The 12086-nt window shown below is 69.5% G+C and carries 14 protein-coding genes; 6 read left to right on the forward strand and 8 right to left on the reverse strand.

Annotation, left to right across the window (positions count from 1 at the left end; translation table 11 throughout):
* Positions 1–2: 2 nt before the first annotated feature.
* The 3 genes from ACIQCS_RS05560 to ACIQCS_RS05570 all read right to left on the reverse strand — a co-directional run bounded on the left by ACIQCS_RS05560 (position 3) and on the right by ACIQCS_RS05570 (position 3143).
* Positions 3–947, reverse strand: coding sequence for a hypothetical protein (locus ACIQCS_RS05560; protein WP_345850999.1), 945 nt, complete (start codon positions 945–947; stop codon positions 3–5).
* A gap of 94 nt (positions 948–1041) precedes the next feature.
* Positions 1042–2763, reverse strand: coding sequence for a M56 family metallopeptidase (locus ACIQCS_RS05565; RefSeq protein WP_345851001.1), 1722 nt, complete (start codon positions 2761–2763; stop codon positions 1042–1044).
* Positions 2764–2765: 2 nt separating this feature from the next.
* Positions 2766–3143: a BlaI/MecI/CopY family transcriptional regulator gene (locus ACIQCS_RS05570; protein ID WP_345851002.1), complete on the reverse strand. Its 378-nt coding sequence runs from the start codon at positions 3141–3143 to the stop codon at positions 2766–2768.
* A gap of 185 nt (positions 3144–3328) precedes the next feature.
* On the opposite strand from ACIQCS_RS05570, the gene ACIQCS_RS05575 reads away from it, so the two are divergent.
* Positions 3329–3661 (forward strand): hypothetical protein, encoded by a 333-nt coding sequence (locus ACIQCS_RS05575; protein ID WP_345851004.1) that lies wholly within the window; start codon positions 3329–3331, stop codon positions 3659–3661.
* A 58-nt stretch (positions 3662–3719) separates the two neighbouring features.
* The gene (locus ACIQCS_RS05580; protein ID WP_345851005.1) at positions 3720–4370 is read left to right on the forward strand and encodes a DsbA family oxidoreductase; all 651 of its coding nucleotides are present in this window, start codon (positions 3720–3722) and stop codon (positions 4368–4370) included.
* 8 nt (positions 4371–4378) lie between these two features.
* Here ACIQCS_RS05580 and ACIQCS_RS05585 read toward each other — a convergent pair whose 3' ends face one another.
* From ACIQCS_RS05585 to ACIQCS_RS05600, 4 genes are all read right to left on the reverse strand, one after another.
* Positions 4379–4744 carry a hypothetical protein gene (locus ACIQCS_RS05585; RefSeq protein ID WP_280278317.1) on the reverse strand — a complete coding sequence of 122 codons (366 nt, stop codon included), beginning with the start codon at positions 4742–4744 and terminating at the stop codon, positions 4379–4381.
* Positions 4745–4863: 119 nt separating this feature from the next.
* Positions 4864–5727, reverse strand: coding sequence for a hypothetical protein (locus ACIQCS_RS05590; RefSeq protein ID WP_345851007.1), 864 nt, complete (start codon positions 5725–5727; stop codon positions 4864–4866).
* A gap of 29 nt (positions 5728–5756) precedes the next feature.
* Complete coding sequence (locus ACIQCS_RS05595; RefSeq protein WP_345851009.1) at positions 5757–6104, reverse strand: hypothetical protein; 348 nt, start codon at positions 6102–6104, stop codon at positions 5757–5759.
* The gene (locus ACIQCS_RS05600) at positions 6101–7438 is read right to left on the reverse strand and encodes a replication-associated recombination protein A (RefSeq protein ID WP_345851010.1); all 1338 of its coding nucleotides are present in this window, start codon (positions 7436–7438) and stop codon (positions 6101–6103) included. Before ACIQCS_RS05600 ends, ACIQCS_RS05595 begins: the two co-directional genes overlap by 4 nt.
* Before the next feature lie 253 nt (positions 7439–7691).
* On the opposite strand from ACIQCS_RS05600, the gene ACIQCS_RS05605 reads away from it, so the two are divergent.
* Both ACIQCS_RS05605 and ACIQCS_RS05610 read left to right on the forward strand, forming a co-directional pair.
* Positions 7692–8288 carry a PadR family transcriptional regulator gene (locus ACIQCS_RS05605; protein ID WP_280278322.1) on the forward strand — a complete coding sequence of 199 codons (597 nt, stop codon included), beginning with the start codon at positions 7692–7694 and terminating at the stop codon, positions 8286–8288.
* A gap of 77 nt (positions 8289–8365) precedes the next feature.
* Complete coding sequence (locus tag ACIQCS_RS05610; RefSeq protein ID WP_401530504.1) at positions 8366–8683, forward strand: DUF2218 domain-containing protein; 318 nt, start codon at positions 8366–8368, stop codon at positions 8681–8683.
* Positions 8684–8712: 29 nt separating this feature from the next.
* Here the strand turns inward: ACIQCS_RS05610 and ACIQCS_RS05615 are convergent, their stop codons facing one another.
* On the reverse strand, positions 8713–9864 hold the full coding sequence (locus tag ACIQCS_RS05615) for a glycosyltransferase family 1 protein (protein ID WP_345851013.1): 1152 nt from the start codon (positions 9862–9864) through the stop codon (positions 8713–8715).
* Positions 9865–10045: 181 nt separating this feature from the next.
* Between ACIQCS_RS05615 and radA the strand changes: the two genes are divergently transcribed.
* Together radA and ACIQCS_RS05625 are read left to right on the forward strand one after the other, a co-directional pair.
* Positions 10046–11416, forward strand: coding sequence for a DNA repair protein RadA (gene radA, locus ACIQCS_RS05620; protein WP_345851014.1), 1371 nt, complete (start codon positions 10046–10048; stop codon positions 11414–11416).
* Between the two features lie 85 nt (positions 11417–11501).
* Positions 11502–12053 carry a hypothetical protein gene (locus ACIQCS_RS05625; protein ID WP_345851015.1) on the forward strand — a complete coding sequence of 184 codons (552 nt, stop codon included), beginning with the start codon at positions 11502–11504 and terminating at the stop codon, positions 12051–12053.
* Positions 12054–12086: the final 33 nt, after the last annotated feature.

Genomic DNA, 12086 nt, shown 5'->3' on the forward strand with positions numbered 1-12086 from the left:
GATCAGTTGCGCAGCGTGCGCAGCTGGACGAGCTGATCGGGCGTGGGCTTGGCGATTCCGATCTTGCGGGCGCGGCGCACATCCTCGGCGGTGACGCCGACTGCCTTCATCTCGACGAGCCGGTTCGCCGGCAGATCGGCATAGCCGATCGCGGCGAGCTCGCGGACATAGGCGGGCGTGACGCCGATCGCCTTGAGCTGCACGGCCTGGTCGGCGGAAAGGTTGCGCAGCCCCGCGCCCGCCATGTCCGAGAGGAATTCGGGCGACACGCCGAGTGCCTTGAGCTCGATCAGATTCCTGCCGATCAGCTTGCCCAGCCCGGCGCGCAGCATCTTGCCGGCATAATCGGCATCGATGCCGAGCGCGGCGAAGGCAGTGAGATCCTCGAGATTGTCGGGGCGGAAGCCCTGGCGCGCGAGGTCGGCGACATAGGCCGGCGTGACGCGGAGCGCGGAAAGGGCGATGAGCTGATTGATGGTCGGCTTGGGATAGTCGGCCTGGACCAGCGCCTCGACCAGCGTGCGGTTGGCGCCGACCATCGTCAGGTCGAGCGATTCCCGGAAGCTCGGCGCGCCGATGCCGCGGCCGGCGAGATAGCGCGCGAACTCGGTGGCGGGGGTGAAGGTGCAGTTGCCGGTGGCGACCTGCTTGCCGGCATCGCCCGCGCAGTCGAGGCGGCCGGGCTCCCGGGCGATGGCGAAGCGGACCGGGCCATCGGCTTCGAGCGCGCGGCTGTCGAGCCCGAGCTGCTCGTGGCTGAGATGGGTGTTCATGTTGCTGCGCGGGCCCATGGACAGGCGCAGCTCGAAGCGCGTGCCGCTGGCTTCGAGCTGGAGCTTGAAGCTGATCGGCGTGGACGCGGTGACCGGGTCGCGGGCACGATCGCCAGCGATGGCGGCGGTGGCGAGCAGGGTAACGGAGGCGATGACGGCAAGAACGCGGTTCATGGCATTTCTCCTAATGCAGCAGGCAAGCCGGGGGCGTCCGCCCCGGACGGGGCGTTGGCGCTTCGGCAATGGGCAGGTGGAAGAGCGGACCCGGTTAGTTGTCGGGATTGGGGTCCGGATCGGGATGCGGATTCGGGTTGGGCCGCGGATTGGGGTTGGGATTGGGACCGCGCTTGCGGCCGTTGCGCGTGAGGGCGAGCGTGTCGATCTCGACCGGCATGCCGGCGTTGCGCAGGCGGCGGACATCGTCGGCGCTCACGCCCATGCCGGCCAGCGCGACATAATCGTCCAGCTGGCCGCGGAAGCCGGCCGACACCAGGCTGCGGACATAGTCGGGATTCACGCCCACCGCCCGGGCCGAGACGATGTCGTCGAACGACCGGATGCGCAGGCCGGTGGACATCATCGCCTGGACATATTCCGGCGTGACGCCGACGGCGCGCATGCTGGTCGCGTCGTCGAGGCTGATCGGGCCGAGCTGCGGCGCGGCGCGGCGGATCGCCTCGATATATTCGGGCGTGACGCCGACGGCGCGGGCGCCGATGATCGCATTGAGCTCACGGTCGCGGCCGTTGTCGCTCCGGGCCTCGCGGTCCTGGCGGGGGTCGGGCGCGGCGGCGGCGGCCACCGGCGCAGGCGTGGCGGCGGCAACGGCAGGGGCATGTTCGGTAGCTGCCGGAGCCGGGGCCGCATGGGCGGCGGGCGACATGGTGGGGGCGGTGACCGGGCTCGCCGCCAGGCCGGTGCCGGCCTTGCTCTCCCTTACGGTCGTGGTGGCGTCGCGGCTCTCGGCAGCGCCGACGGTCAGCGCGGCGAGCGGCGCGGCCATCACCAGCATGCCGGCACCGAAGCCTGCGATCCATGAGCCCTGGGCGCGGCCGCGCGGCAGCGTCGCGTCGAGCACGCGGCCGACCCGGCGCTTGAGGCTGCCCTTGCCGGGCGCGACGCCGTGCGCGCCGAGCAACAGGCCCTTGCTCTCGTGCCGGGCGACCCGGACGAGCAGCTGGGCATAGTCGGGCGCATCGATGTTCGCGGCGAGCACGGCATCGTCGGCGGCTTCCTCGCGCAGCTGGTGCGCTTCGCGCGCCAGCCGCCAGGCCAGCGGGTTGAACCAGTGGATCGCGGTGGCGACGCGCGCGAGCATCAGCTTGGCCCAGTCGAGCGCGGAGACGTGCGCCAGCTCGTGCGCGATGATGGCCTCGGCCTCGTCGGTGGCGGCGAGCGCATCGGCGCTGAGCAGGATGGTCGGGCGGGCGAGGCCCCAGGAAATGGGCGAGGGCAGCGCATCGCTCACCAGCAGCGCGGTGCCGCTCTTCATCCCCATGCGGCGCTGGGCGTGGGCGAGCGCGCTCAGCCAGACCGGGTCGACGAGCACTTCGGCCCCGGCGCGCAGGCGGACGAGGCGAAGCAGCGCGACGATGGTGAGCAGCAGCAGCGCCAGCACGGGCAGCGCATAGGCATAGCGCTCCCAGCCGTGCGGCAGCGTGAACCAGGGCTGCGCGGCGGCGGTCTCGGTGGCGGGCGTCGCCATGGCGGGCGCGTCTGCCGTCACCGGGGCGGCGGTGAAGCTCGCGGCCGGCCGCGAGGCGATCCGCGCGGCCGGAGCCTCGAACCCGCTCTGGACGAACTCGGGCATCGGCAGGCGCATCGACGGCAGCACCAGCGTGGCGAGCGGCAGGATCACCAGGCCGGCCAGGCCGAGATGCGCGATCAGCGAACGCTCCGCCGCCGAGCGGCCGCGGGTGAGGCGGAGCAGGATCAGGGTGACGCCGGCGATCACCAGCGACTTGAGCACGAGGCCGAGCAACGCGGTCATGATCAGGCTCCCTTCTTGGCGCGCGCCGCGGCGATCATCGCCTCCAGCTCGTCCAGGTCGTTCTCGTCCAGCTTCTCGCTCATGCCGAGCAGCGCGCTGGCGGCATGGGTGGTCGAGCCGTTGAAGAAGGTGCGCACGACATGGCCGAGCGCATTGACGCTCGCCTTGCTCTCGGCCTCGACCGGCGAGAACAGATAGCCGCGATCGCTCTGCGTGCGCCGCACCGCGCCCTTCTGCTCGAGCCGGGTCAGCATGGCCCGGACCGCCGAGGCGGAGAGCTTGTCGGGCAGGGCATCGCAGACATCGGACACCGCCATCTCCCCCCGCTCGTAGAGCAGGTCGACGATCTGGCGTTCGCGGGGCGGCAGATTGTTCAGCATGAGAATCCCTTTACGCTACATTTGTAGCCTACGCTACATTTGTAGTGCGCGCAAGCCCCGTCGTCGGCGGGCGCGCGGTGCCCGGATATGCGATGGAATGGCGCCGCCGAGCGACCATTGCTGCCTGGAAACCTTCGCTTTTGCGCAAGGTTTCGTAGAATTGCATCCGCGCAGCGGGGACAGCGATGAACAAGCAGCACGACTATTACCAGGCCCGCGCCGCGCTCCAGCGTGAAATGGCGGCGGAGCTGACCGGCTCCGCCCGCGAACAGCATCTGACCCTGGCGGCGATGTACGAGGCGCTGGCCACCGAGCCGAAGCGCGGGAGCGGAACCGGACTTCCGGCCGCGAAGGCGGCGGAGTCCGAAGCGAAGGAGGATGAGCGCGCCTATCTGCAGCGCCGCGCGCGCGAGGAGCGGGCGCGCGCCGCGGACAGCGACGATCCCGGCGTGCGCCGCATCCGCTTCGAGATGGCGGACGAATATCTCCGGCGGGCGGACGCGCTGAAGCGGGGCTGACATTGCATCGGGGCACCCGGTTCCCATCTTGGCGGAGCAAGTCGACAAAGGACCGCCAATGCCCCGCCCGCTCAAGATCGATTTCGTCTCCGACGTTTCCTGCCCCTGGTGCATCATCGGCCTGAAGGGCCTGGAGGAAGCGCTGGCGCGGACCGGCGATGTCGTCGACGCGCGGATCCATTTCCAGCCGTTCGAGCTCAACCCCGGCATGGCGCCCGAAGGCGAGAATATCGGCGAGCACATCGCGCGGAAATACGGTTCCACGCCCGAGCAATCGGCGGCGAACCGGGAGATGATCCGCGACCGCGCGGCGGCGCTCGGCTTCACGATGAACGGCTCGGCCGACAGCCGGATCTACAACACGTTCGACGCGCACCGGCTGCTCCACTGGGCGGCGATCGAGGGTCGTCAGGCGGCGTTGAAGCACGCGCTGTTCGAAGCCTATTTCACCGACCAGCAGGACCCGTCGAACCATGACGTCCTGGTCGCCGCGGCGGAAAGGGCCGGGCTGGACGGCGCGGCCGCGCGCGAAGTGCTCGCTTCGGGCCGCTATGCCGGCGAGGTCCGCCAGGCCGAGCAGCTCTGGCAGGGACGGGGCATCCATTCGGTGCCGGCGATCGTCATCGACGACAAATGGCTGATATCGGGCGGCCAGCCACCCGAGGCCTTTGAACAGGCGCTGCGCCAGATCGCGGCCGAACCCGCCTAGGCACGCAGTTACGAGCCGGGCGCCCCCGGCGGGTTCTGGCCGCGCGCGCGGAACTGCGCCGCGGTCATCCGCAGCCGCACGACGTCGCCGTCCAGCCAGGCCTCGCGGGCATAGATGCGCCGTTCCATGAACGGTCGCTCCTGCACGGTGAAGAAGCTGGCGTTGGGCTCGTAGAAGCCGATGGGCGAGGGAATATGCGCCGTCTCCGCGACCAGCACGCCGTCCGACGCATAGACCTTCATGCCCGTGCGCAGCCTGAGTACGGCCGGCGCGGGCGGCGCCTTGGCGGCGGGCTGCGCGGGCCTGGTCGCCTGTTGCGGCGCTTCGTGCGGCGCCGCCGCGAGGCTGGAGAGGATGAGGAGGACGGCCTGCATGCAAATGCTCCCTCGAGAACGGCCCCGCCATGGGTGCCCTTTGGGAGACGCTGCTGGCCCGGGCAGGCGCGCGCATCGCCCCTGCGACGAAAGCGTGCCCGGCCGCGATCAACGGCCGCTCAGGAAACACCGAAGGTCCAGCCTTCGGTGCGCGCCAGCTCCGGCGTGAGGCCGGCGGGCGTCCAGAGTTCGGGCCGGCCGGCGACATGGCGCAGCCAGGCCGCGCTGAGCATCGCGTCGGTGGCGTGATCGTCGTAGCGGGCGATCGGCGCATGGGCCTGCGAGCCGAGCGCGGCCAGCATCTCGTCCAGCGTCGCGGCATCGCGGATCTTGGAAATGCCCTTGCGCATGCCCGCGGCCCGCGCGGCGAGCGCGGTGTAGATCTCGACCAGCACCGGGCCGTCTCCGGGCAGGGGATCGAAGGGCCAGATCGGCACCCGCCCGCGCAGCCGGTGCAGCACGCGCATGCCGGTGAGGCTCGACTTGCCGACCTGGGACGCGCCGACCAGGTTGAAGCAGCTATAGGGCGACAGGCGCATCGCCGCCTGGCCATGCTCGCACACCCGGAAGCGGCCGCGGCCGGGCGGGAACAGATCGCCGCAATCGCCCATCCGGCGGAAATGGCGCCGCGCCTCGGGATGGTCGACGAAGCTGGTGGCGGCCAGATGCGGGTCTTCGGCGGAGAGTTGTTCCACCAGCTGCCACAATGCGGGGCCGTCGGGCGGGGAGAGCGCCCAGCCGGGGAAATAGGCGCCCGCATCGACCAGCGGGAAGGCAGGGGAGAGGTCCAGGCCGATCAGTGCCCGCGTGCCGCGATCCGCCAACTCGCCCAGCCAGTCGGCAATGCCCTGGCGCGACCAGCCGCGCTCGACCAGTTCGGGCGCGCCGGTCCCGGACTTCGCATGGGCGACCGCCAGCCCCCGGGGCCGCTCGACCGCCTGGCCCGACCAGTCGATCGCGATGAAATCGGTGAAGACGGACACCTAATCCCTCGGGGAGGAATGAAGCGTGCTCACGGCCGCTCCGCCATCCCCGCCGCGATGCGCTGGGGCTTTTTCGCGCGGTCCCACCAGGCGCGCTGGATATAGAGCTCGACTCGCTCGCGGCTCCCGCTGCCGTAGCGCACCAGCAGCATCGGGTAATTGGCGTAATGGGCGGTCTGCCAGAAGGTGTCCGGATCGGTCTCGAACAATATCTCCTTCTCCGGGCTGGTGACCATCAGCGCGAAGCTGCCCGTTTCGCGCCCGGGCGACATGAAGCCCTTGCCGTTGATCTTGGGGCAGGGCGTGCCCCACCATTTCTCCATCACCACATCGGGCAGGGTGCGGGCATAGGCAGTGGCGTCTTCCCAGTCCTTCATTCGTCCGATCTCCCGCCGCTGTCCCGCCGCTGCTCCCGCATCTCGTTCCACCAGGCCAGCCGCTCGGCGATGCGCTTCTCATGGCCGCGATCGGTGGGGGTGTAGAAGGTCTGCGGCGCCATCTCCTCGGGCCAGTAGTCGTCGCCCGAGAAGCCGCCTTCGGCGTCATGGTCATAGGTATAGCCCTTGCCATAGCCGATGTCCTTCATCAGCCGGGTGGGGGCGTTGAGGATGTTCTGCGGCGGCATCAGCGAGCCGGTCTCCTTCGCCGCGCGCCATGCCGCCTTCTGCGCTACATAGGCCGCGTTCGATTTCGGCGCGGTGGCGACATAGAGACAGGCCTGGGCGATCGCCAGCTCGCCTTCGGGCGAGCCGAGGAACTCGTAGCTGTCCTTGGCCGCGAGGCACTGGACCAGCGCGTTGGGATCGGCCAGGCCGATATCCTCCACCGCCATGCGCACCAGCCGGCGCAGCACGAAGAGCGGCTCCTCGCCGGCGGTAAGCATGCGCGCGAGATAGTAGAGCGCCGCCTGGGGATCGCTGCCGCGCACCGCTTTGTGCAGCGCGGAGATCAGGTTGTAATGCCCCTCGCGATCCTTGTCATAGACCGCGACGCGGCGCTGGAGGAAGCTCGACAGGCCGGCGGGATCGAGCGGCTGCTCGAAATGGACGGCGAACAGAGTCTCGGCCTGGTTGAGCAGGAAGCGCCCGTCGCCGTCCGCGCTCGCCACCAGCGCGTCGCGTGCATCGGGAGTGAGGGGCAGGGGGCGTTCCTCGACAGCCTCGGCCCGATCGAGCAGGCGCGTCAGCGCGGCGGGATCGAGCCGGTGGAGGATCAGCACCTGGGCGCGGCTGAGCACCGCGGCGTTGAGCTCGAAGCTCGGATTCTCGGTGGTCGCGCCGACCAGGGTGACGGTGCCGTCCTCGACATAGGGCAGGAAGCCGTCCTGCTGCGAGCGGTTGAACCGGTGGATCTCGTCCACGAACAGGAGCGTGCGCCGGCCGATCCGGGCATATTCCTTCGCCTCGGCGAACACCTTCTTCAGGTCGGCGACGCCCGAGAAGACCGCGCTGATCGCGACGAAGCGCAGGCCCACCGCGTCGGCGAGCAGGCGGGCGATCGTGGTCTTGCCGGTGCCGGGCGGGCCCCAGAGGATGATCGACGAGAGCTTGCCCGCCGCCACCATCCGCCCGATCGCGCCCTCGGCCCCCGTCAGATGCTCCTGCCCCACGACATCCTCGAGCCGCTGCGGGCGCAGGCGATCGGCGAGCGGGCCGGCAGGGCTTTCGGAGGCGCGCGGCGCCTGTTCCTCGGTCGCGAAAAGATCAGCCATCGCCGGCACAGATAGGGCCGGCGGACCCGTTTTCCCACTGCGGATATCGGCACCGGAAGGTCACAAAAGCCATGACCCCATCGCGCGCCGCGCCGCCCCCCACCGCCTTTCCGCGCAGGGCACCGGCGGAGAAGGGGAGGTTGAGAAGCATGACGAGAACAATAGGGGAACAACGAGGAATGTCAATCTCGAGACTTGTAAAGATCGACTCAAGATATATCTTAGATCCATCACGAGTCGTACAGGAGATAGTATGCGACATCATCATTGCGGCCATCGCGGCATGCATTTCGGCCGCCGTGGCGGCTTTGGCGGCGGCGCGCCGGACTTCATCATCGGATGGGGCATGGGGCGCGGCGGCTTTGGCGAGCGCGGCGAACGGGGCGGCCGCCGCCGCATGTTCGACGGCACCGAGCTGCGCCTCATCCTGCTCAAGCTGATCGAGGAGCAGCCGCGCCACGGCTATGACCTGATCCGCGAGATCGAGGAGCGTTCCGGCGGCGCCTATGCCCCCAGCCCGGGCGTGGTCTATCCGACGCTTACCATGCTCGATGACATGGGGCTGATCGAGGAAAGCAAGAGCGAAGGCGCCAAGAAGCAGTTCGCGATCACCGAGGCGGGCGCGGCGCATCTCGCCGAGCGGACCGAGGAAGTGGCGGCGCTGTTCGAGCGGCTCCAGCAGCTGGCGGGGCTGCGCGAGCGGTCCCATGGCGGGCCGATCCGCCGCGCGATGGGCAATCTGCGCGCCGTGCTGCAGGAACGTCTTGCGGGCGAAAGCGTCGATGCCGACATGCTGCACGGCGTCGCCGAGATCCTCGACGAAGCGGCGCGGAAGATCGAGCGGCTCTGAGCCCGGTGCCGCGCATTGAAATGCTGAGGCGGCGGCTCGGGATCGTGCCGCCGCCGATGGAGACGAAGCGCATGACGATGACTCTGTTTTCGGCCGAGACGCTGGCCCCCACCGAGCATGCCGGCCGCTATCTGCAGCAGCTGTGCAAGCACTGGCAGCACAATCTCCAGGTGGAGTTCACGCCGGAGAACGGCACGGTGATCTTCCCCAGGGACGCGCGCGGCGCGGACCATCCGGGCGATGCGGTGGTGACCTTCAATGTCGCCGAGACCGGGCTCGACATCCGGATCGACGCCAGCTCGTCCGAGCAGCTCGAGGGGCTGAAGGGCGCGGTGGAGCGCCATCTCGACCGGTTCGCCTTTCGCGAGGACGGGCTGAAATATGATTGGCGCTAATTTCCCTCTCCCCTGAAGGGGAGAAGGAGTCAGGCCCGCTTCCCGATCGCCTCGAGATAGGCGTCGAGCACCTTCTGGTTGATCGCGTCCCATTGATAGGTTTCGGCGATCGCGTGTCCGGCCGCGCCCGCGGCCCGCCGCGCATCGTGGTTCTCGCAATAATGCTGGATCGCATCGGCATAGCGGCGCATCGCGCCCTTGCCCGGATCGACCAGCAGGCCGCTCACATTCTCCTCGACCATGCCGACCGGGCCGACCGCATTGGCGGCGACCACGGCCACGCCGGCGGCCATCGCCTCCAGCGTGACGTTGCCGAAGCTCTCGGTAAGGGAGGGATTGAAGAACACGTCCATGGAGGCGACCGCGCGGCCGAGATCGTCGCCCGCCTGGAAGCCGGCGAACACGGCATCGGGCACGCGCTCGGCGAACCATTGCTCCGCGGGCCCCTTGCCGATCACGAGCACGCGATGCTTCACGCCGCGCCGCTGCAGTTCGCCGACCACCTCGGCGAAGATGTCGAGCCCCTTTTCCAGCACCAGCCGGCCGAGGAAGCTCACCGCGACCTCGTCGTCCGCGATGCCCAGGGAACGCCGCCATTCGAGGCTGCGGCGCCCCGGATTGAAGCGGTCGTGATTCACGCCGCGCGACCAGATCCGCATCGGCCGCTCGACGCCCCAGCCGCGCAGCAGCTCCTCCATGCCGCGCCCGGTGGGCAGCACGGTGTCGAAGCGGTTGTAGAAGCGGGTGAGCGTCCAGATCAGCAGCGGCGTGACGAAGCCGATATGATAATAGGCAGGATAAGTCTCGAACCGGGTATGGACCGAGGCCACCGAGGCGATGTTGTTCCGGCGCGCCCAGGTGACCGCGCGGTGGCCGAGTATCTCGGGCGCGGAGACATGGACGAGATTGGGCGCGAAGGCCTCCAGATCCGGCAGCACCGCCTTGATGCCCTTGGCGAACTTATATTCGTCGCGTCCGCCCGGCACGGGCAGCGCCGGCACGCTCACCAGATCGCCCGTCGGCGGGAAGGCCGGGGTATCGGTGGTCGGCGAATAGACGCGGACCTTCACGCCCTGATCGAGCAAATAGCCGACGAGCAGGTTGAGCGCCTGGTTCGCGCCGTCGCGGACGTAGTTATAGTTGCCGCTGAACAGTGCGACGCGGAGCTCGGTGGGCTTCATGGCGCGCGCGATACCGTCCGCGGGCGCGAGGGGCAACCTTGGCGCATAGTTCTCCTTTCTGGAGGTCGTGTGGAGAAACCGTCAATATCCCGTGCAGGAGGCCGTTCGCCGCCCTCCGCCGGTCCATGAGCGGGCGTTTGCGCTATTGTTCTCATCTTGTTCTCCCGCTACCTTCGCGGCCATGGCGAAACTCAAGAAGCGTTATGTCTGCCAGGCCTGCGGCTCGGTCTCCTCGCAATGGGCAGGGCAGTGCGGCGATTGCGGCGAGTGGAACCAGATGGTGGAGGACGCCGGGGCGGTAGTGACGCCGTTCCAGGCGCGCCACAACCTCCAATCGGGCGGGCGGGCGATCCAGCTGACCGGGCTCAACACCGATATCGCGCTGCCCGAGCGGACCTCGACCGGCATCGCCGAGTTCGATCGCGCGCTGGGCGGCGGCTTCGTCGAGGGCTCGGCCACGCTGATCGGCGGCGACCCCGGCATCGGCAAGTCGACCCTGCTGCTCCAGGCGGCGGCGCGGATCGCTTCGCGCGGGCTGGCGGTCGCCTATGTCTCGGGCGAGGAGGCGGCGGACCAGGTGCGGCTGCGCGCGCGGCGGCTGGGCCTGGGCAAGGCGCCGGTGATGCTGGCCGCGGCGACTTCGGTGCGCGACATCCTGACCACGCTGGGCGAGGGGGCGCCGCCCGCGCTGCTGATCATCGATTCGATCCAGACGATGCATTCGGACCTGATCGAGGGCGCGCCGGGCACGGTGAGCCAGGTGCGTGCCGCCTCGGGCGAGCTGATCCGCTTCGCCAAGGAACGCGGCACCGCGCTGGTGCTGGTCGGCCATGTCACCAAGGACGGCAGCATCGCCGGCCCGCGCGTGCTCGAGCACATGGTCGACACGGTGCTGGCGTTCGAGGGCGAGCGCAGCCACCAGTATCGCATCCTGCGCGCGGTGAAGAACCGCTTCGGCGGCACCGACGAGATCGGCGTGTTCGCGATGCAGACCGAGGGGCTGGAGGAAGTCTCCAATCCCTCGTCGCTGTTCCTCACCGCGCGCGACGAGAATGTGACCGGCACGGTGGTGTTCCCCGCGCTGGAGGGCACCCGGCCGGTGCTGATCGAGGTGCAGGCGCTCACCGTGCGGCTGGCGAGCGGAGCGACGCCGCGGCGCGCGGTGGTGGGCTGGGACGGCGGGCGGCTGGCGATGATCCTCGCGGTGCTGGAGGCGCGGTGCGGGCTCAGCTTCTCGACCTGCGAAGTCTATCTCAACATCGCCGGCGGCTACCGCGTGCAGGATCCGGCGGCGGACATGGCGGTGGCGGCCGCGCTCGTCTCGGCGCTGGCCGAGCGGCCGATCCCGGTGGACGCGGTGGTGTTCGGCGAGATCGCGCTGTCGGGCGAGGTGCGCCCGGTGGCGCATGGCGCGCTGCGCTGCCGCGAGGCGGCGAAGCTCGGCTTCGGCCGCGCGCTCGCCCCGGCCGTGCAGGCGAAGGACAAGGGCGGGCTGCAGCTGGCGGGGTTCAAGTCGCTGGGCCAGTTCGTCGATCATCTGCTGGGGCGCTGAGCGCGACTCCGTTATTTGCCAAGGGGTTGCAATCGCTTGCTGGGCTATGGAACATCGTGTCGCGAACAGATTGGCGGGGCGATCGATGCTGCGAGAATTGGCCGGCGAATGGGCACGCCCCGGGATGCTGGTGCCGACATCCTGCGCCGTGGCGCTGATGGCGGCGATTCTGTGGGCCGGCGCCGAGCCCGTCCGCACGCCGCCGCCCTCGCTCGTCTTCGAAGGGTTGCCGGTGAGCGGCAGCGCGGCGGATGCGCGGCGCGCCGGCTTCACCGAATGCGTCAAGATCGACGCGTTCCGCGCGCGCTGCCGCCGCAGCGGGCTGATGATGGCCGGCGAGGGCCCCTATGAAGCGGCCCTCGACCTGATCGGCAGCGACGGGCGCGGCGGCTTCGATCACCTGACCTTGTGGGCGAACGGGGGCCAGGAGGAAATCTACAAGCTGGTCGAGGCCCTGCAGCGCCGGGGCTGGATGCATTGCGAGACCGGCAACGAGCGCTGGGGCGACCAGGACATCTATACCCGCAAGGGCGTGCCGGTGCGCGTGTCGATGGACCTCAGCTATTACGGCAAGCGCCGGGCGCGGATCCTCCCCCCGTGGAACCAGCGGGAGCGAAGCTGCACGCCCTATCATTGATAGGGCTATCCTTTCCGGGGCTTACCCCCCACA

It is taken from the genome of Sphingomonas sp. NPDC092440, from assembly GCF_044754985.1.
Taxonomy (GTDB): domain Bacteria; phylum Pseudomonadota; class Alphaproteobacteria; order Sphingomonadales; family Sphingomonadaceae; genus Sphingomonas.